We start from the raw sequence: 22,478 nt of genomic DNA on the forward strand, positions 1-22,478 counted from the left end.
GTAGCGTATAGTTAGATGTGAAATTAGCTATTGGCTCCCAAAGTTCGTCATTCCCATCACGCTATTTCAAAAACGTTCTCTGCAGGCAGGAATATTTCAAATACAGCGCCATCGCCGGGATTACTAACAGCCTGAATATGACCGCCATGATTTTGAACAATCTTTTTGCAAATGGCTAATCCAAGGCCGGTACCAGGATACTCACTCTTTGTGTGCAGACGCTGAAACAGTTCGAATATTTTGTCTGCATACTGTTGCTCAAACCCAATACCGTTGTCCTGCAAAGAAATACAATGGTAGGTCCATCCTGGCAGGAGGCCCAGAGCCTCGGCCTGCTCAGTTGAAACTTCTTTAGTAGTAATTGTTACAACAGGCGTTTGACCGGGTTCGCAATATTTAACCGCATTGCCTATAATATTTTCAAACAACTGTTGTAACTGGAAAGAAACGCCCTGTACTTTGGGTAGCTCACAGCCATCTATTCTTGCCCCTTTTTCATTCAAAGCTGTCCTAAGTGATGACTTAGCCTGCTCCAAAACTTCATTCAGATCAACCTGTTCCATTTCTTCCTTTACCATACTTACCCTTGAAAAAGCAAGCAAGTCATTGATCAGGGTGCGCATCCGTGCTGCGGCCATTTGCATTCTCTTTAAACTACTTTTGCCCTGGTCAGTGAGACCCGTTTCTGTTTCTTCCAGGAAGTTGCCAAAGGTTTGGATCTTTCGCAGGGGTTCTTGCAGGTCGTGACTGGCAATGTAGTTGAATGAAGCCAATTCTTCATTGCTCTGCTGTAGCGCCAAGTTCTTTTCTCTCAATTCCTTTTCAGCCATCTTGATGTCTGTAACATCGACTGTGACGCCTATAAATTGTTCCGGCACTCCATTTTCGTTGCGCTTAAAAATGGCCTCACGTGTAAACATATACCGGTACTGCCCTTCTTTGTTGCGTACGCGGTATTCAAGCTCCATGATATAATCATCAGCTGCTGTATCGTATTGTTTAAACTTTTCAAATAAACCTATTAAATCATCAGGGTGAATGATCCGGCTAACGAAGTCGTGGCCCATTTCTTCCAGCTCAGTTTCATTATAACCATAAAGTTCCTGGGCATGTTTGTTGAAAAAAACATTCACCCCTTTAGCTTTATCATAAACGTAAATTCCATTAGGCGCCAGGTCGGTAATGTGACGGTTAAAAGCATAGGCTTCCCGTAGAGCCTGGTTCCTGTAATGAAGTTCATCATTGGCTCTCTTCAATTTTTCAGCAGCTTTGATCCTTTCTGTGATATCATGCGCCATTATGAGCAATCCCATAATGCTTCCATCTGCATTGCGTAAGGGAATGTAGCTGAAGTCTGCAGTCTTCCGGCCGTTTAGACAAGGCTGTTCCTTTCTGTACGTAGGATTTCCCTTTAAGCCCTGATTTATAAACTCCATTCTTTTATCATTCCTGAGGCCGGGAAATACATCCACAATGTTTTTGCCCAGCACTTCTTCCTTGCTCAGGCCAAATTGCTGTTCATTCGCCTTATTCCAAACCGTATAATGCATCCCGGTATCAATTACCTCGATCATATCGGCACTGTTCTCAATCAGGGATTCTACTAACTGGTTTCTTTCCTGCAGCTGTTGTTTCAACAATTCTTCTTCAGTAACGTCTAAAACACTACAAAAAAGAACAGTTTCTCCCTTTTCGTTCTTAACAGGGACTGCAGAAGTTTTCACGTACCGTATTTCACCATCTTTCCGTTTGACCCTGAAATGCAGAGGAGGAAAACCACTCATATTCAGATACTGCTTTATGATTTGCATCACTTCAGCAACGTCATCGGGATGGATAAATTCTTCCAATAAACCCAGAGAAGGGCTAACGCTACCAGGTTCATACCCAAAAACGCGATACAAGTTTTTAGACCATGTCATTGCTCCTGATGCAAGGTTCCAGCTTGCAGAACCAATTTTACCAGCTTCTTCAGCCTGTTCAAATTTGAGGTTGCTTTCTTTCAGTAGTCTTTCCGCCTCTTTTATTGCAGTAATGTCATGTATGTTTGTGAGCACTCCTGTTATATTACCGATCTCATCTTTTAAAGGGATAATGCTGATTTCACCGGTTTTCTGGTTTTTGAAATAACGAAACTCCTGCTGTATGGTTTCCTTTCCTTCTAAAGCAGCTTTCAAATAAATTGTTTTGACGTCATTCTCCAGGTAAGGAAAAACATCGGTGAGCCTTTTGCCCAGGATATCCCGCTTGGGTACACCAAAAATATCTTCATAAGCCTTGTTCCAAACAGTCACGCGCAGCTCCTTATCGAATGCAGCGATCATGTCGACATTATTTTCCACCACTAATTCATTAAACCTGGCATGCTGCTCAGACTCCTGCTTCAGCAAATATGTCTCTGTGATATCCTGAGTAGTTCCGATGATGATATCTTCACCCTTATCGTTTTTGCCAAAGTGGCTGATACAACGAAAATACCTGCGTTGTCCATCTTTACGGGTAATCCAAAAACTGGAAGTGCTCACCTCGCCAGTTTTCATATCCTGCTCCAGTTTACTAATCATTTCCTGACGGCCGTCTTCGTCGATCATGTGCAAAAAGTCGTACATTCCAGGCTCAAAGCTATTGGGCTCATATCCAAATAACCGGAACAGGTTGCGAGAGTGCTCTCTTTTGCCATGCACACTATTCCATTTCCAGGAACCTGAGCGAGTTATCTGTTCAGCATTTTCTAAAAGGAAATTGGCCATTCTAGCTTTTTCCTCTGCCACCTGGCTTTGGTTCAAATAGTTTGTTGAAAGCTTCAACTGACGCAAGAGGTTGTAAAAAGCATAGATGATCAACAATAAAGCAAGAAGGTAGACTATTGCAGCATACAAAGGAGTGGTGATAATATACCTGTGGCTTTCTTCACTGCGCTGCTGTAACAACTGTCCCAGCTGGCTGTCCATTAATTGTATCTGGGCATCTACTGCTCCCATTGCAGCTTTTCCATTAAAAGCATTTGTACTGGAAGTTTGGTCAATCAGCACTTTGTCTTTATGTTCATCCAAAACCTGCTGCAAAAGATCCAGTCTATTATTCACAAGCAGCCGCAATTTTTTCATGGGAGCCTTCATTGCGGGATTATGACTCAACAGGATATCCAGGTTGTTGAGGTGTGTATGCAATTCATTGCTGCTTTTTGTAAAAAGTGCATAGAAGGAAGAATCCTTTGTCAATAGAAATCCACGGTGTTCTGTTTCCGCATTCGTTAGTCTCGAATTTGTTTCTGAAAGCTCCTGGCGAATGAAGTTGGTTTTATTTACCCACTCAGCGGCCCTGCCCATGTTCTCTATTCTTTTTACCAGTAAAAAAGAAAGCACGCAAAGAATGAGTACACTAAGCGGGCATAGTATTTTTAAAAACTTACTTTTATCGGAGTTCTTAAAGGAAATGTTTTTCATGATTAGGTTACACAATTGATCTGTTCACAGTGCACAAGGGTGATGAAATAATGAAACGATCCAATTCAGAATGCAATGGGATTCCATGGCGACAAATCCATTGATAGAACTTTCTGAATAATGGCCACCAGCTTTGGAAGACTGTCTGGCTTATGAAAGAAAAGGCATGCCTTGTGTTTATATGCCGCTTTAATATCTTCCTGTCTTATGGATGTAGTTAAAACAACAACTGGTAATTCTTTCAGCGAATCATGGCGGTGAATTTCCTCAAGGCACCCGATGCCACCTTTCTTAGGCATATTTAAATCCAGAAAAACAACGTCAGGCAAATTGGCTTCATTTTTCAATAATGACTGCATCAAATCATCTCCATTTTCGTAAGTGATCAGTACAGCATCACTATCTACCTGTTTCAACGCCTGTTCAAACAAGTATAGGTCGTCTACATCGTCGTCAGCCAAAACAATTTTGCAGTTAGTTAGTCTTTTCATGAAAAACTTTCAGTTTTTTGATTAAATGTTGCTTCTCAGAAAACTATTTGCCTATTCCAAAGATATCAGAACAGTTTCTCTAAAGCTATTAACTGACCCTTAAATAAAACAAAAATAAACTGGTGTTTTTCAATGAAAGACCTGATTGTTTTCCATAGGACCCGGATCATTATTAGGACGGATTAGAGCATCAAAGGGCCTAGTGTCAGTGATATATAGTAAAATTGAACAATTATTAATGAAATACCCTATAGAAACGGTGAGCTTTGTCTTTTTCTGGATGAACAAGGCAGTTTTGCCGATGCTTCATCAAGGGCTGGTGGTTTCAAATCCCTTAATATACCCCATTGCCAGTAACCTTGGTATCACATGTTCGCCTGCCAGTTTAACGGCCTCGCTGGATCCTTTACAATCTTCAATGCGAATACAAACAACGATATGTCCCGGCCCCTTTGCTTTTGGAGCAAAGAAGGTATACCAGCCGTCATTGATGCGACGCTTCCTGATGATGCGCTCCGGTGTTCCTGTTTTGCCAGCAATCAGGATACCCAGTTTGGCCACTTTTCCGGCACTTTGCTTTTTCATAAAACCGGTAAGGATTTGTGCATAAGCAGGATCTTTAGCCAACATCACAGTGTCTTTTTTGGTGATTACCGAATCTGCTATCTTCAATACAAAGCGGTTTTGAATCATAAAGCCATGATTAGCCACCCCGGATACCAGCCTGGCCATAGATGCAGGTGTAGCCACCAGTTCGCCTTGTCCCCAGGCCATACCAGATACTCCACGTCCACGGGTGGCGCGGATGTCATTCCTGTCATATGCTTTTAAGCTTCTAAACTCCGTATTGCGCCATAGTTCCCGCCACTTGTTTTGCTGGTATAAAACATCCGGATCGCTCTCATAAAAATACCCGCCTACGCCACGCAGGAACATACCGGTTTGAAGGTACAGGGTAGCCATTTGTTCCTGCAGTTCCATTTCATTTGCCAGTCTTATAAAGTAAGGGTTGTTGGACTTCACAATTGCCCTTTCCATGGATATGGTACCTGTTTCATCGGGTTCATCGCTCCTTACCCTGATGAGGTCCTGCTGCCGTATGATAAAGGTCTTCTGCGCAGCAGATACACCCAGCTTGTTAAAAGCGGCCAAAGCTGTTGCAATTTTTGCAGTGGAGCCTGGCTGTGTGGCATGAGTAAAACCAAGGTCCCGGGTAGTGAGCCAGTAGCCCAACTTTGTTTGTTCCGCAGGTGGCAGCGTCAGTTGATCCCAGTTATCCACAGGAGGAAGGGGATAGCAGGCAGAAGCCAGCACTTCGCCAGTAGAATCTTCCATAACCACTACAGAAACGCGGTTATCCTTTAAAGTCGGATCGGCGCCTAGAGAACGTTGCAAAGCAGTTTGCAAACTTGCATCAATAGTTAATTGAACATCCCTGTTCCGCTTTTTAAAAGCGTCCACTTCCTTACTGTTGATGCCAGCCAGCAGCAAAGGGGCAATCGCACTAAAATCACGCTTGCTCACCGTCATCTCACGAGCTGTTTCCGGTAAAAAGCGGCTTTCCCTGAAGCGACTAGCCATTACCGCATAGTTTACCACTGGAGCAGGGAAGCCCCTTAACTCTGCAGCGTGTTCATATTCAGCAAAATAGCCGTTAATGCCGCCGGTAAAAACACCTGTATTGACATCGCCGGTCCAGAAGAACATTTGTTCAGCAAAAGGATAATAACGGTCCTGCCTTCTGTGCACCAACGCATCCAGGTAAAGAGGATCGATACCATTAGCCAGCAGGGAATCGCGCTGTTGCCTCACCATTTCAGGTTTGCTGGTAGCCAAAATTTTTCCTTTCCGGTCGTACAAATTCCCCGCCTGCAGTCTGTTCATTAAAATCGCAATCCGGGGATTATAACTAAACATACGGGCACCACTGCGTTCGGCCACCAAAGCGGGCTGCACCACCCATCGCTCATTGCGAAATAGATAACGGGATACATTAACGGTCAGTAATAAGACACCTACAAAGGCAGCCACAAGAGCCGGAACCAGGTTCTTATCCTGCTGGCGAGTAATGTAATTCATTTGAACCGCTGTTCCTGTAACATTGGAAGCAGACAGCAGGAGACCTGCCGCCAACAGATTGATCACCAGTGAAGAGCCGCCATAGCTGATAAAAGGCAGGGAAATACCAGATAGAGGCAGGGCCCCGGTAGATCCGCCGGCAATCAACAGGAACTGAACAAACGTGCTCACACCAATACCTGCACAGAGATAAAACAGGAAGGGTGTTCCCGTCTGCCGGCCAATAATGATAGCCCGGTGCAGATAGATAACAAAGAGTATAAAAATGCAGACAATACCAGCCCAGCCCAACTCCTCTCCAATAGAAGGGAGAATCATGTCGGTATGTGCTTCGGGAATGGTCTTAGCAAAACCTTCACCTATTCCCTGACCCTTAATGCCACCACTAGCCATGGCCCATATACCATTGGCTACCTGATCGCCGCCAAACACTTCGTTGTTCCATGCGTCCAGCCAGATGGCCTTCCGGTCTACCAGCCTTTGCATAGGGCCAGGGAAAATGTCATCAAGGAAAGAAACCTGGTCGAGTAACAAAAAGGCGGCAATCACTATTAACGCCATCAAAGCTGATTCGCTAAAATCTTTCTTCTTAGTGACGTAGCCAGCAAGGACAAGCGCGAGCGCTGTAATTCCTGTTGCGATCCAAACATTTTGAATGATCCAGGCCGCCAAGGTGTACAACACAACAGCTCCTGCCATAAAGGAGAAATCACCGCGTGAAAAAGAGAAGAGGATAATAAAGGTGAAGCAGGCAACGATGGCAGGGCCCAGGTCACCTAAGATCAAAAACATCAGGATCGTAGTCACAATAGCTACCAAGGCAAAGGAAAAGAATGACCACCGCTTTTGCCAGGTCGCATACTCCGAAATAAACTTTTCGTTCATGGCAAAGAAGCCGGCCAGGAAAAGAAGGATCAAGAACTTCACAAGCTCGCTTGGCTGAAAGCCAAAAAGGTTCACCTTCACGCCACTACCTTCAGGACCGGTTCCAAACAGAATCGTTAGTGCCAGAAGCAAAAGGGCCAGTGCGGCCCATGGCCAGCCATTGGCTGCCGTTGGATTATTTTTAAAAATAAAGAGCCTGTACAAACCGGAATCTACAGTAAAGCGCCGCAGATTAAAGAAAAGCAGAAGGCTCAAACCAACAAAACCTATAGCGAAATAACCCAGGGTATCTTTAGCCAGGAAGCGGTCGCTCAGAGGATCCTGCAAACTCAATAAGGTCAGGAATGAAATTCCAGTGAGCAGCATAACCGCCGGCAGGATCAATTGGTCAGCCTTATGAAAATAAATAGTCAGTAGCAGGTGCAGCAGGAAAAAGGCGGCAAAGAAACAAACCATTATGATCTGGAACCACCGGCTGAAATCTCCCGGCAGTCTCACAATCAATGCCCGTTCTTTTTTCAGGTTATTGAAATCACGTGTGGACAACAACCTTACCGAATGTGGCGACTTGTAGAAGGTAAAGCTAACATCTTCATCCAGTTGCGGCATTCCCTTTGAAGGCCCAAACTGGAAACCAGGCTGCAAGGGGATCACTTCATAAGCCCTATGATCAGGAAGTCCTTTAAAAGCAAAATGCCCTTCTGCATCCGTACGTGTATAGGCTGTCATTGATTGTAACTGCCTATTGCCAGTAGCGTCTGCAGCATAAAGCATGCGTAAACCCGGAGCTGTTTCAGTGGCCTCGCTGCTTACCTCTGTTACACTTTTGCTATAGATACTGTCCTGGGGCAAGATCATATCCAGCCGCACCAATACACCAGCCGCATTGCCGCCCCTAATATTTCCGCTGATGTTGTACTTGCCTAAAGCAATCTTATTTTCTGAAGGCAATTGCGGAGGATTGCTCTTCTCCTGTTGAAAGCGTAGCGAATCGGCACCTGTAAAACCTAGTAATGACCGGGAGAGTTGTACCCTTTTTTTATAGGAATCTCCCCCTTGTGCAAAGGCCTGCTCAGCATCGATGTCGTATTTACGTTTGTTCAGCTCGCCAATGTTGTCAATCGTAGCTTCGGTTGTATTTAACCGTTGTGAAATAACAGAAGATGCCAAGTCTATATCCCGCTTGTCCTCGAAGTAAAAACCTTTTTGAAGCAAAGCTTTGATACGCTCACCCGGACGATCATCATTCAGGTTGACCATAGAGCCTTCTGCCAGCCGACGGGGAACTTCCGCAAAATCTTTTTTCAGTACAGTGAAAAGACGGAAGAAAAGAACTGCCAGTACAAAAGTAACCAGGAGTAAAAAGATCCTTTCTGTATTTCGTCGCTTCAGCCAGTTCGTTTGAAAAGCCATGAGTTAATGTGTTATGCAGCTATTAATAATTCTTATTCCAGATTGAAAAATCCCTGGTCGGTTATTGAGCCACTAATAGGCTGTTTATCAGGAAACGTAAACTGGTATTGCAATGGTATATGACAATTATTGAATTGAACATTCTTTAAGTGCAGCGCTTTGTTCTGTGCGATGATCCCTATATCAAAATAGGATAGGGTCAGGTTTTCCAGTAAAACATACTTGCAATCTTTTGAAAGCATAAAAGCCGGACCTTCATAAAGTGAATCTCTTACTAATACAGTATTGCTACCACCCTTAAGGTGCAATGAATCGTGATTGATGAACAGCGTATCGCTGATGATGATCTCTTGCGCAAAAAAGCTATCGGAAAGCACCAGTGTATTTCCCCTCAGGTAGCCAATTGCATTAGCCAGCCTTTTCTCCTGCAGGTTCATTTGCTTCGCCAGTGTTGCCTGCGGAGCTTCTCCGGTAGTTTTACTTTTCCACAACATCCATAAAAAACAGCCAAAGAAAACCAGGCAAAGCGATGAAAGAAGTATAATAATCCCTTTATTGCTTTTCACCACAGTCGGCGGTGCAGGTGATATAGTTTGTAATGGTTGTACAACCGGAAGCGGCGCTTCTTTTATTACAGGCTCATCTATTGACTGCTCGTTTTTTTTTATTAAAGAGGCTGGTTGAATCGCTTTCTGTTTTACACCTCTTTTATTATTGTGCGCCAAAACAACTGTAATATTGTCGTTACCACCTGCATCGTTTGCAGCCTGTACCAAGGCCTTTCCTTTCTCGGGCAAGGTTTTGTGATTTGACAAAGCAGTCATGATCTGTTCACGTGTAACCATATCCGTTAAACCATCGCTGCACAGCAAAAGAATATCACCAGGTAGAAAAGGAGACTCTCCCGTTTCTATATAATCATTGGTAGCAATTAGGTGGGCATCAAAGCCTAAAGCCTTGTCTATTTCATTACGGCGTGGATGGGTCATTGCAGCCCTTTCTGTCAGGCGTCCTGTATCTTCTAAAAAACCAACAAAGGATTGGTCTTTACTCACTTTCACCAGAGTTTCATCCCGAAGTAAGTAAAGGCGGGTATCCCCAACATGCGCATAATAAAATTTATTGTGTTGCACATCGGCCAGAGCCAGTGTTGCAACACATGCCATCTTATTATATTCCTGGTTTTGAAGCTTCTCCAAATAGATCTTTTCATTGGCAGCGATCAGGGCGTCTTTCAACATATCTATTGATTGGGCCACTGAACTTTTGCAATGCTCTAAAATAACTTCCCTTGCCAGGCTGGCAGCCACTTCACCACCAACATATCCCCCAACCCCGTCAATGACACAAGCCAGCACTACATTTTTATTAGACAACTTTTCGGCAATGAAAGTGTCTTCATTCTTTTCCCTTACCCGGCCAACATCTGTAATTCCAAAATAATTCTCAGCCATTCTGTTTGTGTGATTTTTTGATGTCCCTGAAATGTGCTACAAGTAAAAGCAAACAAATGAACAAGAGGAGAAGAGAAAACATATGAGTTATGCTTTAAAAATATTGATGCCAACAATACCATTAAGTACCAACCGTGAATTGACAGGCAGTTCCAACCAATTTGGATAGGCTGGATCACTCCTTGGCACTTCTTTTTCATTCATAATTGTCTTTTCACCAAAGGATGCCAGGTAAAATTTGCCTTCACCCCTATTGAAACGGATACGCAAATGAGGGGTATTGACCCAATCAGATGGTATACGGAAGATATCCGGTGTACCGGCAGTTTCTTCCTTACCGGAAATCATAATTTCTTCATGTCGCATCATGAATTCCAGTTTACGTCCGGCGAAGGCTTTATCGGGTAAAATAGTCTCCAGTCTTGCAAAAGCTGTTGCCTGAGACGAGGATTGCTTCTGCTCGTCATATACCAGGTCTTCCTGGTAAGGCACCTCATAATAACCCTCACTATAAAATGTAAATCCCTTTAAAATATCCGGGTTAATATCAAATGTTTGCGCGATTCCTGTCTGACGCGGAATAAAAGTCACTCTCAGGTTTTCATCCTTTTGCTGGCTTCCAGGTAATAGCTTACCAATAAAGCTTTTATCACCCCTTGCATAGCTGGCATTCGACACAAAGCGAAATACCCATTTGCTGCTGGAAGGTTCTACTGTTTTACCGGCAGTACGGTAGTTTTTCAAGGCTTCATAGAAGCTCCTTACCGACTCTTGCACTATCAGGCCAAAGATGCCTTTCTTATTGTCCATAAACTCCTGGAAGTCATCCGGATTAAATGCTATTATGTACTCGTGGTAAAAGACAATACGATTGGCAAAAGAGAGTTGCGTTATCGATTCGTTGAATTTGTCTACAATATATTTGAATACATCATTAGGGGTAAGGCCTGCAGGCTGTTTATCTTCATCCACAGTTCCTTTCTTCAAAAAGAAATCGTGAATACCAATGCGCTGCCAAAAAGAAGCTTTAGGTTTCATTCGAAAAATGTATGAGGGTAAATTTAGGTCAATCTGTTCTGAATAATTTACCAATCCTGTAAATCAGAATATGTTGTAGTGATGAACGGATAAGCCAATCTTGGAATTGTCACTCCCCCAAAATAAAACCCCCTGAAATCATTAAAATATTTAAACATATTTATGAAAGGAATCGAAAATGCATATTTATTAAATTGAATTTGTCATTCGTTTTTATTACTCTTCCTTTTGGCGCAAAAAAGGAAAGCAGCATCCCTTCAAACTATACATTTTATTATTTTAATATAAATAACGCACTAAAAATCAGCAAAAAAATTGACATTTTTCTTTGTTTGTACCGCGCTCATTTGCTAATTTTCATTCATGAACATACATGAATTAAAACTCCCGAACGGCAAGGATATTGACAGCACTGTATTAAAATATGGTGTACACCTGGCAACCCGCAACACTTTGTTTTGCACTGTTGCTTTATTCCAAATAGAAAGCGATTATGTGGAAGTATTTTATAATTCCAAGACCAAAGAAATTGGCAGGATCAGGGTATTTGATGATACAGAAGAACTGGCGCCCTACCTGAAAAAAATTGATATTTCAGACCTACTTGGAGCATAATTGATCACAACAACCTGCTCAACGGACTAGTTGCTGGTCGTGGTGTATCTGTATGTCTCATTAAATGATTGCAGCCATTCACTAAAAATTGTATCAACTATATTGCTGTATCCATAAAAAGAAGCCTCCTGTTCAAGAACAGGAGGCTTCTTTTTATCATCTAAATTCTGAATTTAATCTATTAAAATCCCTTCAGCTGTAATGAATTATTTTTCCGGTTCATATCCGGCAGCTTTTTATCCGGGTCTAGCATCACTTCCTTAACACGTGTAGTTGTATTCACTCCAAAAGTATAAGCAGATCCCCGCTGCCATATTTCTACAGGAAGGTTGATGCGGTGTTCCTTACCATTGCTTTCCTTCACCAGCACTGTTACGGGCATTACCATCTGGTCTTCATTCTGAATGGTTATATTGGCACCTTCTTCAGGTTTATTATCCTGGTATTCTACACTTTTTACCGATTGGTCAAGGCTCCAGTTATTGAAGATCCAGCCTTTCCAGAACCAGCTCAAGTCTTCGCCAGCCACATTTTCCATGGTATGGAAGAAATCCCAGGGAGTTGGATGCTTGAACGCCCAGCGCTGGATGTATTCGCGGAAGGCAGCATCGAAGCGATCCGGGCCTAATACCACGTCCCGCAGTACATTCAACATCATGGATGGTTTCTCGTAAGCTGCCACGCCCAAGTTTTCCTGCTGTATCACATCAGGAGTAGTAAGCAAAGGATCCATGCTCTTATTGAACACATACCTTGTCATTTCCTCCGTGCCAAAAAAGGAGAAAGTTGAAAATTCTCCCTTATTAAAAGCTTTTGTAGACAGTCCATTGATAAATGTATTGAAGCCCTCATCCATCCAGGCAAACTTTCTTTCATTGCTACCAACGATCATTGGGAACCAAATGTGACCAAATTCATGGTCTGTTACTCCCCAAAGGCCTTCTCCCGAATCAGAGAAAGAGCAGAATACAATCCCTGGATATTCCATACCTCCTACAATACCAGCCACATTAGTGGCAACAGGATATGGATACTCGTACCACATTTTAGAGTAGTGTTCAATGCTGCCCTTAACCATTTCTGTGCTGCGTTGCCAACCATTGCGCTTGATACTTTCTACCGGATAAATGCTCATGGCCAAGGCTTTTTTGCCACTGGGCAGGTTCATCCTGGCGGCATCCCAAACAAAGGCTTTCGAAGCGGCCCAGGCAACGTCTCTTGAATTATCTATTTTGAACTTCCAGGTCAGGTTGCCACCCTTTGGACGGGATGCAGGATCTTTCACCTCTTTTTCTGAACGCAACACAACTGTCTTGTCGCTGTTGCGTGCCTCATTGAGACGTGAAAGCTGGTTGGAGGTCAATACATCTTTTTCATTTTGCAGCTCACCTGAACCTCCCACAATCATATTGGCTGGCAGTGTGACACTGTATTCAATGTTTCCATATTCAAGGTAAAACTCTCCAGCACCCAGGTAAGGCAGGGTGTTCCAGCCCTGTATATCATCGTATACACACATACGCGGAAACCACTGCGCCACTTCATAGACAACACCGTTTTTAGTACTCAAACGGCCCATACGATCGGTACCATACTCAGGAACCGTAAATTCAAATGCAATGGAAAGCTTCATCTTGTCACCAGATGCTTTTAGCGGCTGTTGCAGCCATACCTGCATGCGGGTGTCATTGACATTGTATTGAGGAGTGTACTTATTGCCATTAGCATCTACAGCTATAGATTTAATAACACTGCCTTCCGTGAATTTGGCGTTGGCCCAACGACCGCCGGATTGGGTAGTAGTTGCCGATGCACGTGAGTCCTTTTTGTAGATATTCTGATCCAGCTGCAGCCACAAGAACTTCAGTTTGTCAGGACTGTTGTTGGTATAGATAATTTCTACATCTCCGGAAATCTTATGCATAGCCGTATCCAGAGTACAGTTGATTTTATAATCTGCCCTGTTTTGCCAGTAACCAGGCCCCGGTTCTCCGCTGGCACTGCGGTATGGGTTGCCATTTTGCTGATAAAACAAGGGGCTGAATGCCTCCCTGTTGTCATAGGAGGATTGCGCATGAGCAATGAATAAAAAACAATTGGATAATAATAAAACAAAGATTCTTTTCATCATACATGATTTCAAAAAAGGAAGTTAAGCACACAACAGGTGAAAATTATGCCAACGATAAACTAATAAAAGAATAAATTAATATGCCCCAATTACGAACTGTGATCCTCAGCATGTATTTTACAGTATCTGCTCATAAACATATCATTATCTGCCCATTTTAAAAGGATGAGCACTTATTTATATAATTACATTGCCAATTAACGCGTCTACTGCTGGTACAAATTCTCAGCATCTGCTACGCTTTCCGGCTTGCCTACATCGATGAATTTGCTTCCGGTATGGTCGAAGTACATTATGGGATATTGTGCAGCGAGGGCAAGGTAAACATCTATCAAGGAAAACTTACCAGTAAATGGTATCAGATCAAATATTTGGGGATCAAATAAAGCGATCCCACTATATGCTTTTTGAATATAGTTCTCTCTTCTGATGGCTATTTTTTCAACCTTTGTTTTGTTATTCCACCATCCGCAAAGCCTGGCAGAATCATCAAAAAGAAGATATCTAGAGGTGTCGCGATTGGATACAGCCAACGTGATCAGGGCTTTGGTATTCTGGTGAAACTCAGCAAATTGGTGAAGGTTCAAATCGGTAAGAATGTCTACATTGATCGTCAGGAAAGGCTCATTGCTCAAAAGTTCTTTGGCTTTCAGCAAGCCTCCGCCAGTTTCCAACACTTCATCAGTTTCATCGCTAATGGTAACATGACTTCCCCAACCATCATTCTCTTTGATAGCATTAATGATCTGGTCCGCAAAGTGGTGCACATTCACCACAACATCTTTAATTCCATATGACTGCAGATATTCGATGTTGCGTTGCAATAGTGTTTTGCCATGAACAAGTGCCAGTGCTTTAGGGTGATTATCCGTCCAGGGTTTAAAACGGGTACCCAAGCCCGCGGCAAAGATCATTGCTTTCATGGTGTTTACTGATTTAAGGCAAAGCGGTAAAAGTAATGAAAACTAAGTTTTTATTACTCCATCGTATTCGCCTTTCAGTGCATACCAGCCAAAGATGATCAGGCCAATAGAAATAGGGGTGAAAATAGTAATGATGATCAGCCAAGGTACCGGCTTGTTGATATCGCTCTTCCCATGCACATCAATATTCATCACAGCGCCTGCAATTAAAACAATAATGGATGCCAGCCCAATCGTCATCCATGCAATTCCTACAATACGTTTTAACTTATCCATGGTAAATGTGGTAGTTTAATCATATAATCATACATCTTCTTTAATCAATTCATCTTCTTTAATCCGATACGTCCGTATCAATCTTATTAGAAAGGTAAAGAAAGCCAATAACCATACAAAGAGCGGCTACACCTATGGGATACCAAAGACCAGATAAATGATCCGTACCGGGTATGGTAGTGATCAACGTAGCAATGAACGGAACCAATCCGCCAAAAACGCCGTTGCCTATATGATAAGGCAGTGACATAGATGTGTAGCGAATCTGCGTTGGGAACAGTTCTACCAGGAAGGCAGCAATGGGCCCGTATACCATGGTCACAAACAATACCATAACAGCGATCAGCCCAACCATTTTCCACTTATCTTTTTCAGCCAGCCTTACTTCATTGGTCATCATCGGGGCCACGCTTTTCTTTTCCGCAGGCTCTTTTAGAGTCGTCTTCAATTTTGTTCCATCATCAAACCTCTTTTCAATGGTAACGACCTGTATGAACCCGGAGTTTACATGAGGTGGAGGATTACTTTCCCTCCTTTCAACAACAACAGCTTTTTTCGAAACATCGGCGATTTCATACAATTGCTGAAAGATGGGCCGGTACAACAGTACTCCAAGCAGCATGCCCAAGAGCATGATATTCTTACGCCCTATTTTATCTGACAATGCGCCAAACACGACAAAAAAAGGTGTTGTCAGTACTAAGGCAATCAATATAATAGAATTGGCTTGTTCGTATTCAACATGGCATTTGGTCAGTATGAAGCTTTGAGCATAAAACTGGCTTGTGTACCAGATAACACCCTGTCCCATAGTAGCACCAAAGAGTGCCAGCAGCACCATCTTGAAGTTGGCCCTGTGACCAAAGCTTTCCTTTAAAGGGTTTTTAGAAACCCTTCCTTCCGATTTCAGCTTGGCAAACAAGGGAGATTCCTGCATCTTCATACGGATGAAGATGGAAACAATCACAAGAAGAATGGACAACAGGAAAGGAATGCGCCAGCCATCACCAGCGGTAAATTCCTCAACACCTACAATACGGCGAACAGTTAAGATAACGCCCAAAGACACAAACAGGCCCAGGGTAGCCGTGGTTTGTATCCAGCTGGTAAAAAAGCCCCTGCGGTTTTCCGGCGCATGTTCTGCCACGTATGTCGCCGCGCCACCATACTCACCTCCTAAAGCCAGCCCCTGCAACAGTCGTAACAACAATACAAGAAAAGGCGCCCAGCCACCAATAGTAGCATAGGAAGGAACCAGTCCGATCAGGAAAGTAGAACCGCCCATCAATACGAGCGTGAGCAGGAAAGTATACTTCCTGCCAATAAGATCTCCCAGGCGCCCAAAGACCAGTGCTCCAAATGGCCGCACTACAAAACCGGCAGCAAAAGTGGCTAGTGTTGATAGTAAGGCTGCAGTGGGATTGGCATCAGGAAAAAACTTTTGTGAGATAATCGTGGACAAACTTCCGAAAATGTAAAAGTCGTACCACTCAATAAGTGTTCCGACGGAAGACGCAGTTATAACCTTCCAGATTCCTTTAGGTGATGGCATGCAAATGGTTTTCGTTTTCAATCAATGGGTGTTAAATATATAAAAAAAGTCAATTACACACTTATCCGCCTGAAAAAGAAACCATCATATAATAATAACAATTTAAATAACCGTACGTCAATCCCCTGGTTTTCTCCAAATGAACCAAACTCTTGTACTTTTGCCCCATGCAAAAAGGGCACATATCCATTAAAAAAGTACTGGCGGGTTTAAAAATAGAAGCACTCAACGAAATGCAGACTGCTTCACTGGAGGCAGCCAAAAAGGGCAAAGATTTTATCCTGCTGGCTGATACCGGGTCGGGGAAAACGCTTGGCTTCCTGTTGCCAGTGCTGCAAAGGCTAGATACAACAAACCCTAAAACGCAGGCATTGGTGATTGTGCCATCAAGAGAACTGGCCTTGCAAATAGAGCAAGTGTTCAAAAGCATGAGCACAGGTTTTAAAGTTACCTGTTGCTATGGGGGGCATAAACGCGAGATAGAAGAAAACAACCTGGTAGAGGCGCCGGCACTGATCATTGGAACGCCGGGGCGTTTGGCCGATCACATCCGCAGGGGCAATATTCAGCTTGACAGTATTGAAGTACTGGTGCTGGATGAATTTGACAAATCACTGGAGTTAGGCTTCCAGGAAGAAGTATCATTCATCGTCGGCTCCCTGAAACATTTGAAAAAAAGAATACTCACTTCGGCGACAGAAGCCGTTGATATACCAGACTTTATTGAACTGGATCATCCTGAACGCCTGAATTTCCTGTCTGGCACAAAGTCAGAGGCATTGGCCATACAGTATGTGCAAAGTGAAGAGCCTGATAAAATAGAAACACTCTTCCGGCTGATCTGCCGTATCGACAACAGATCGGCTATCGTATTTTGTAACCACCGTGATGCTGTGGAACGTACCAGTTCCATATTGAAAGAAAAGGGAATCGTCAATGTATTTTATCATGGCGCACTGGAACAACCCGAGCGGGATGCTGCCTTATGCAAATTCAGAAACGGCACCTCGAATGTTTTGGTAACAACAGACCTTGCTTCAAGGGGTTTGGATATTGCCAATATCCGCTACATCATTCACTATCATTTGCCCTCCACCGAAGAAGTATTTATTCACCGTAATGGCCGGACTGCCCGCATGGAAGCCAGCGGAACTGCCATATTGATATTGGGTCCTCAGGAAGACTTACCTCCTTACGTAGATGCCGAGATAGAAAATATTACGTTACCTAAAACTTTCATCTTGCCCGAAAAGCCTAAATGGACCACATTATTCATTGCAGCAGGCAAAAAGGACAAGGTAAATAAGGTTGATATCGTAGGATTTTTAAGTAATAAGGGCCAGATGAAAAAAGAAGACATAGGCCTGATCGAGGTTAAGGACTTCTTTTCATTTGTAGCTGTACGTAAATCAAAAGCAAGCCATACCCTTCAGTTGATCAAGGATGAAAAGATCAAGAATAAAAAGGTAAAGATCGCTGTAGCTAAATAAGCTATGGCCAAGAATAATGGTTGTAGGGCAGCAATATAGACCTATAAGACTTTGAAAGCCTTATAGGTCTATATTGAATTATAATCCATCATACTCATACAATGGGTCTATATGAGTACCGGCCTTCATTTCGAAGACAGGTTTTATAATGCCATCTTTAAGGCCATAAACCCAACCGTGCAGGTCAGGCCTTTGGTCATTTTTCCATGCTCTTTGTATGATAGAAGTTTTTGCCAGGTTTTGCACCTGCTCCTGAACATTCAACTCAACCAGGCGGTTAACCCTGGTATCTTCATCTTTAATAGAGTTTAACTCCTCTCTATGAATGCGATAAACGTCCTTGATACCACGCAGCCACATGTTCAATACCAGCTTGTAATCTACATTGGTAGTAGCCGCTTTAATACCCCCGCAACCATAATGCCCACAGACAATTACGTGCTTTACCTTCAAATGATTTACAGCATAATCTAATACACTAAGCAGGTTAACATCTGTATTGAACACCATATTCGCAATGTTGCGGTGTACAAATATCTCTCCGGGCTGTGTACCTGTAATTTCATTGGAAGGAACGCGGCTGTCGCTACAACCAATCCACAAAAATTCTGGCGTTTGAATATGAGCGAGACGCTCAAAGTACTCCGGGTCATCATCTACTTTCTCTGCGGCCCATGCTTTATTTTCCAGCAATAACTTTTCGTACGAATGCATAATCTAATTACACGTTTTTGAATTACAAGTTCAGAATCAGAAGTTCAAAGTTCCGGGTTCAGCAGCAATTCCCAAACCCGGTCATTAAACTTTTCAATCATATCATTTTAGTAAAGTACCATTTTGCCAAACATCACTCTTCCACTACTGCAAGTGTAGTTTCCGGCTGGCGTACTACATGATGGTGCTTTTTTGTTTTTACCTGGAGCATTTTACTAAACCCCTGGTCTTTATAAGAACTCCTTTTCAAATCCACCCGGATGTTCTTCAAAGGCGCATGGATCATGAAGTCTTCTATTACCTCTACAATATCCTTATCAATGAAATCAGCACGGCTGGCATCAATCAGGACATAAGAATTCTCAGGTACCTCTTCCAGCTTGGCCTTAATGATTGGCTTGTTCATAAAAGATACATCCTTACGCAGGCGGAACAGATAGTTGTTCATGTCATTCACTACAAAAACCGCTGTTTTGAAGTTGCTACGCAATACGAAGAACAAGCCGCTCACCATACCCACCATAACACCTTTTAGCAGATCGGTCAACAAGATAGCCACAATGGTGATGACAAATGGCATAAACTGATCCCATCCTTTTTTATAATACATCTTGAAAAGGGTTGGCTTTGCCAGTTTATATCCTGTATAGATCAGGATGGCAGCCAGGGCCGCTTTGGGGATCAGGTTGAGCAAAGCAGGAATGAAGGCAACACAGACCAGTAGCAAAATACCATGGTAAACAGCCGACATCTTGGTTTGAGCCCCAGCATTTACGTTAGCAGAAGAACGAACGATCACGCTAGTGATCGGCAAACCACCAATCAAACCAGAGATCAGGTTACCAACACCCTGAGCTTTCAACTCCCGGTCTTTATTGGTTACTCTTTGGAAAGGGTCGAGATCATCAACGGCCTCGATACTTAGCAAAGTTTCCAGGCTGGCTACCAGCGCTAATGTCAAACCGGCGATCCATACTTCTTTATTGGCGATAGCATTCCAGTCTGGAAATGTAAAGAAAGAGAAGAATTCGCCGGCAGAGTTGGCTATGGGAATATTTACCATTAAGTCGGCATGCAATGCATATTGAGGATTGGTGCTCTTCAGAACCTCATTGATGCCAACACCCAGTAATACAATTAGCAACGGCGCGGGGATCAGTTTGATGATGCCTTTTTTGTTGGCCACGAACTTATCCCAAAAGATGTGTAGCAGCAGGGATGCCACACCTATTACAACAGCTACAGGTGTAATGTATTTAAGTGAATGGAGGATTGCTGTAAATGTATTTTCCTCATTGTGTTGCTTAAAACTTTCATCACCTTCGAAGGAGGCGTTATAACCCACCAGGTGAGGCAACTGCTTTAAAATAAGGATCAGGCCAATGGCTGCCAGCATGCCCTTGATCACGCTGTTGGGCACATAGTCGCCCAATAAACCTGCCTTGATAAAACCCAAAGCAATTTGCAGGGCACCACACACAACAACTGCGAGCAGGAAGGCTTCGAATGACGGAAGCTTTAAAATAGCAGCGGCCACAATAGCGGTAAGACCAGCAGCAGGTCCGCTGACGCTGAGTTGCGAACCACTTAAAAAACCAATGACCATACCGCCCAGCATACCGGCAATCAGACCGCTAAAAAGAGGAGCGCCTGAACCCAGTGCTATACCCAAACAAAGGGGAAGAGCTACCAGGAAGACTACAATCGAAGCTGGAAAGTCGGACTTGATGTTTTTAATATAATGACCAATTCGTTGAGGCATCGTTTCAATATTTTGTTGTGAAATAATAAGAAGCAGGCTGCTGATGGCGCTATTGTAGTGACATGGGAATAAGATCCAAGGCCACAACATTGCCCATCGCCAGTCTCCAGGAGTCTGGAAAACAATTGTATGTAATTGCTAATTCATAATACAGGACAGTTCACGGAACCTATGTTCGCACGGCATTGCCCATCAACTCTGAATAGCAACGGGTAGATGCAATAGCAAAAGGCTGCATCAATAGTAAAAGTGAAATAAAAGGAATGGATCAGGAATGCTCCGGAGGAGGTGAGATCAGTTCAGGATCATATGCAAAATATAGGTCGTCTGTATGCATTTTATGAAACCTGTCTATTATACTAAAGTGATGATCTGTATGGAATGTGTCGTGCAGATATTCTGAAAGCGTGTTGAATCCACTACTATGGGATTTTTCTTCCGTAGTATTTGAGAATGGATTACAATCCTCATCAGAAGACGTCTGTTCACATTGTTGCTTTTCGGCAGCAGCCGCCACGTCTTTATAGCATGCATATACAAAAGGAGTACTAATCGTCAGCCATGCCAACGCCAGCATCATCATAATGCTGGAAGCGATGTGCCAAGGTGAGTATTTGTTTTTCCTTTTCCTCATATGCCTACACGAAAGTAAGGGTATAGTTATTATAAATGTTTATGCAAATGTCCAAAGAACTTGCAAAATCAAAAATAATATTCAATAAACGGCTTACACATTAATAATTCTATTGAGTATTAGCAGAAAAGCAACATCATTAATTAAATGTGAAATTTTATAACATTATTTAAATAGATCAATGATCGTGTGGTTTCAGCTCATTCTTAAATGGAGCTCCACTGTTTGTTAATTTTTCTGTCATATTTTAAGCACACAGCTGTATTACCGCTTTTCTGGTGTTATTTCGCAAACCACTACAACATTCCTTTTGAGGCAATGAAGAAATTTTTATCAGTTATCATGATTTTCCTGGCCTGTTTTGGTTTTACGGCAAAGCTTATGCAATTGGATAAGTTTTACGGCACTGAGCTCGTGGCCAAGGGATGTAGTGAAGCTGATGAGGATGGTGAAAAAGAGAAAAAAGACAAAGAAGCCAATGAACAAATTGTATTTCATACAGAAATTGGCTTCATAGCGTTTGCCCTTATTGCCACTCAGAATTACCATCAGTCATCGTTCTCCAAAGGTTATGTCAGTAGCCCGTATAATCCTCCCGACTTTCTATAAACGCTAGCCTGCTATTGTTTCTTAATACAAGATCTGTCAGTGATCTTAATGGAAAACTTGTTTTATGAGTCCAACTATAGCAGGTTAAAATTATTGTACATAATATCTAAACTGAAGCTGACCTGTTCAGACAGTAACAACCTTCAGTTATTAAAATATGAAAGATCTAATCAATAATCATATCCCTTTTTGTTTAAATTAAAAACTACTTTAAGATGAGGACGTTAAACAAAGAATTGCAACAGCAAATAACACCAGCGAAAGCATTAGAACTCTTAAAGGAAGGCAACAGCCGCTTTATTAATAATTTAAAATATAACCGTAACCTGCTGCAACAGGTCAACGAAACTACTGAGGGTCAATGGCCATTTGCCGTGATCCTGAGTTGTATTGATAGCCGCACATCCGCAGAATTAATATTTGACCAAGGACTTGGTGATATTTTCAGTGTCCGTATTGCGGGCAATATTGTAAATGAAGACATCCTGGGCAGCATGGAGTTTGCCTGCAAAGTGACTGGTTCCAAGTTGATCGTTGTATTGGGACACACCAGGTGCGGAGCCGTTAAAGGCGCCTGCGATCATGTGGAAATGGGTAATCTTACAGCCTTGCTTTCCAAGTTGCGCCCAGCGATTGACGATGAGACCACTACTACTACTAATCGCAATTCAAAGAACAGTGAATTCGTGGAAAATGTAGCGACCATCAATGTCAGGCGTACTGTAGAGGCTATCAAGGAACGCAGTTATTTACTCCATGAAATGATTGAAAAGGGTGAGGCAGGTATTTGTGGCGCTATGTATAATGTTGAAACCGGTAAGGTTGAGTTTTATGAAGATACTTTTGAGATCCATGACGAGGTGGAGGCCCCGATGAACCACGATCAAGTGGAAGGAGGTGTTTTATCTTAATAATCTAAATAAGCCGTCCTACATACTGCCGGGACGAAGGGTGAATGGTCAAACA

The 22,478-nt window shown here is 42.8% G+C and carries 16 protein-coding genes; 4 read left to right on the forward strand and 12 right to left on the reverse strand.

Annotated elements, in window-relative coordinates; all coding sequences use genetic code 11:
• Positions 1 to 56: 56 nt before the first annotated feature.
• The 5 genes from OCK74_RS23115 to OCK74_RS23135 form a co-directional block, all read right to left on the reverse strand.
• Entirely contained in the window at positions 57 to 3,446 is a 3,390-nt protein-coding gene (locus tag OCK74_RS23115) for a PAS domain S-box protein (RefSeq protein WP_279299470.1), read from the reverse strand.
• Between the two features lie 65 nt (positions 3,447 to 3,511).
• The gene (locus tag OCK74_RS23120; RefSeq protein WP_279299471.1) at positions 3,512 to 3,937 is read right to left on the reverse strand and encodes a response regulator; all 426 of its coding nucleotides are present in this window, start codon (positions 3,935 to 3,937) and stop codon (positions 3,512 to 3,514) included.
• A 309-nt stretch (positions 3,938 to 4,246) separates the two neighbouring features.
• On the reverse strand, positions 4,247 to 8,314 hold the full coding sequence (locus OCK74_RS23125) for an FtsW/RodA/SpoVE family cell cycle protein (RefSeq protein WP_279299472.1): 4,068 nt from the start codon (positions 8,312 to 8,314) through the stop codon (positions 4,247 to 4,249).
• Positions 8,315 to 8,346: 32 nt separating this feature from the next.
• Entirely contained in the window at positions 8,347 to 9,768 is a 1,422-nt protein-coding gene (locus OCK74_RS23130) for a PP2C family protein-serine/threonine phosphatase (RefSeq protein ID WP_279299473.1), read from the reverse strand.
• 87 nt (positions 9,769 to 9,855) lie between these two features.
• Entirely contained in the window at positions 9,856 to 10,806 is a 951-nt protein-coding gene (locus tag OCK74_RS23135; RefSeq protein ID WP_279299474.1) for an FHA domain-containing protein, read from the reverse strand.
• A gap of 363 nt (positions 10,807 to 11,169) precedes the next feature.
• Here OCK74_RS23135 and OCK74_RS23140 point away from each other — a divergent pair, with 363 nt between their 5' ends.
• On the forward strand, positions 11,170 to 11,421 hold the full coding sequence (locus OCK74_RS23140; protein ID WP_279299475.1) for a hypothetical protein: 252 nt from the start codon (positions 11,170 to 11,172) through the stop codon (positions 11,419 to 11,421).
• Between the two features lie 181 nt (positions 11,422 to 11,602).
• Here OCK74_RS23140 and OCK74_RS23145 read toward each other — a convergent pair whose 3' ends face one another.
• From OCK74_RS23145 to OCK74_RS23160, 4 genes are all read right to left on the reverse strand, one after another.
• Positions 11,603 to 13,552 (reverse strand): M1 family metallopeptidase, encoded by a 1,950-nt coding sequence (locus tag OCK74_RS23145; protein WP_279299476.1) that lies wholly within the window; start codon positions 13,550 to 13,552, stop codon positions 11,603 to 11,605.
• Between the two features lie 206 nt (positions 13,553 to 13,758).
• On the reverse strand, positions 13,759 to 14,475 hold the full coding sequence (locus tag OCK74_RS23150) for a nucleotidyltransferase family protein (RefSeq protein WP_279299477.1): 717 nt from the start codon (positions 14,473 to 14,475) through the stop codon (positions 13,759 to 13,761).
• 42 nt (positions 14,476 to 14,517) lie between these two features.
• Positions 14,518 to 14,751: a DUF6814 family protein gene (locus OCK74_RS23155; RefSeq protein WP_279299478.1), complete on the reverse strand. Its 234-nt coding sequence runs from the start codon at positions 14,749 to 14,751 to the stop codon at positions 14,518 to 14,520.
• 58 nt (positions 14,752 to 14,809) lie between these two features.
• On the reverse strand, positions 14,810 to 16,303 hold the full coding sequence (locus tag OCK74_RS23160; protein WP_279299479.1) for an MFS transporter: 1,494 nt from the start codon (positions 16,301 to 16,303) through the stop codon (positions 14,810 to 14,812).
• A gap of 167 nt (positions 16,304 to 16,470) precedes the next feature.
• Here OCK74_RS23160 and OCK74_RS23165 point away from each other — a divergent pair, with 167 nt between their 5' ends.
• Positions 16,471 to 17,793 carry a DEAD/DEAH box helicase gene (locus OCK74_RS23165; protein ID WP_279299480.1) on the forward strand — a complete coding sequence of 441 codons (1,323 nt, stop codon included), beginning with the start codon at positions 16,471 to 16,473 and terminating at the stop codon, positions 17,791 to 17,793.
• A gap of 78 nt (positions 17,794 to 17,871) precedes the next feature.
• On the opposite strand, the gene OCK74_RS23170 is transcribed toward OCK74_RS23165, so the two are convergent.
• From OCK74_RS23170 to OCK74_RS23180, 3 genes are all read right to left on the reverse strand, one after another.
• The gene (locus OCK74_RS23170) at positions 17,872 to 18,507 is read right to left on the reverse strand and encodes a carbonic anhydrase (protein WP_279299481.1); all 636 of its coding nucleotides are present in this window, start codon (positions 18,505 to 18,507) and stop codon (positions 17,872 to 17,874) included.
• Positions 18,508 to 18,640: 133 nt separating this feature from the next.
• The gene (locus OCK74_RS23175; protein ID WP_279299482.1) at positions 18,641 to 20,269 is read right to left on the reverse strand and encodes a SulP family inorganic anion transporter; all 1,629 of its coding nucleotides are present in this window, start codon (positions 20,267 to 20,269) and stop codon (positions 18,641 to 18,643) included.
• Between the two features lie 268 nt (positions 20,270 to 20,537).
• Positions 20,538 to 20,903 carry a hypothetical protein gene (locus OCK74_RS23180; protein ID WP_279299483.1) on the reverse strand — a complete coding sequence of 122 codons (366 nt, stop codon included), beginning with the start codon at positions 20,901 to 20,903 and terminating at the stop codon, positions 20,538 to 20,540.
• Positions 20,904 to 21,221: 318 nt separating this feature from the next.
• Here OCK74_RS23180 and OCK74_RS23185 point away from each other — a divergent pair, with 318 nt between their 5' ends.
• Positions 21,222 to 21,512: a hypothetical protein gene (locus OCK74_RS23185; protein ID WP_279299484.1), complete on the forward strand. Its 291-nt coding sequence runs from the start codon at positions 21,222 to 21,224 to the stop codon at positions 21,510 to 21,512.
• 215 nt (positions 21,513 to 21,727) lie between these two features.
• Complete coding sequence (locus OCK74_RS23190) at positions 21,728 to 22,423, forward strand: carbonic anhydrase family protein (RefSeq protein ID WP_279299485.1); 696 nt, start codon at positions 21,728 to 21,730, stop codon at positions 22,421 to 22,423.
• Positions 22,424 to 22,478: the final 55 nt, after the last annotated feature.

The sequence above is a fragment of the Paraflavisolibacter caeni genome (assembly GCF_025628885.1).
Classification (GTDB): Bacteria; Bacteroidota; Bacteroidia; order Chitinophagales; family Chitinophagaceae; genus Flavisolibacter; species Flavisolibacter caeni.

Excerpts from the sequence above, each read along its gene's own strand:
- OCK74_RS23115 (WP_279299470.1), bottom strand. The coding sequence starts at position 3,446 with ATGAAAAACATTTCCTTTAAGAACTCCGATAAAAGTAAGTTTTTAAAA.
- OCK74_RS23120 (WP_279299471.1), bottom strand. The coding sequence starts at position 3,937 with ATGAAAAGACTAACTAACTGCAAAATTGTTTTGGCTGACGACGATGTA.
- OCK74_RS23125 (WP_279299472.1), bottom strand. The coding sequence starts at position 8,314 with ATGGCTTTTCAAACGAACTGGCTGAAGCGACGAAATACAGAAAGGATC.
- OCK74_RS23130 (WP_279299473.1), bottom strand. The coding sequence starts at position 9,768 with ATGGCTGAGAATTATTTTGGAATTACAGATGTTGGCCGGGTAAGGGAA.
- OCK74_RS23135 (WP_279299474.1), bottom strand. The coding sequence starts at position 10,806 with ATGAAACCTAAAGCTTCTTTTTGGCAGCGCATTGGTATTCACGATTTC.
- OCK74_RS23140 (WP_279299475.1), top strand. The coding sequence starts at position 11,170 with ATGAACATACATGAATTAAAACTCCCGAACGGCAAGGATATTGACAGC.
- OCK74_RS23145 (WP_279299476.1), bottom strand. The coding sequence starts at position 13,552 with ATGATGAAAAGAATCTTTGTTTTATTATTATCCAATTGTTTTTTATTC.
- OCK74_RS23150 (WP_279299477.1), bottom strand. The coding sequence starts at position 14,475 with ATGAAAGCAATGATCTTTGCCGCGGGCTTGGGTACCCGTTTTAAACCC.
- OCK74_RS23155 (WP_279299478.1), bottom strand. The coding sequence starts at position 14,751 with ATGGATAAGTTAAAACGTATTGTAGGAATTGCATGGATGACGATTGGG.
- OCK74_RS23160 (WP_279299479.1), bottom strand. The coding sequence starts at position 16,303 with ATGCCATCACCTAAAGGAATCTGGAAGGTTATAACTGCGTCTTCCGTC.
- OCK74_RS23165 (WP_279299480.1), top strand. The coding sequence starts at position 16,471 with ATGCAAAAAGGGCACATATCCATTAAAAAAGTACTGGCGGGTTTAAAA.
- OCK74_RS23170 (WP_279299481.1), bottom strand. The coding sequence starts at position 18,507 with ATGCATTCGTACGAAAAGTTATTGCTGGAAAATAAAGCATGGGCCGCA.
- OCK74_RS23175 (WP_279299482.1), bottom strand. The coding sequence starts at position 20,269 with ATGCCTCAACGAATTGGTCATTATATTAAAAACATCAAGTCCGACTTT.
- OCK74_RS23180 (WP_279299483.1), bottom strand. The coding sequence starts at position 20,903 with ATGAGGAAAAGGAAAAACAAATACTCACCTTGGCACATCGCTTCCAGC.
- OCK74_RS23185 (WP_279299484.1), top strand. The coding sequence starts at position 21,222 with ATGAAGAAATTTTTATCAGTTATCATGATTTTCCTGGCCTGTTTTGGT.
- OCK74_RS23190 (WP_279299485.1), top strand. The coding sequence starts at position 21,728 with ATGAGGACGTTAAACAAAGAATTGCAACAGCAAATAACACCAGCGAAA.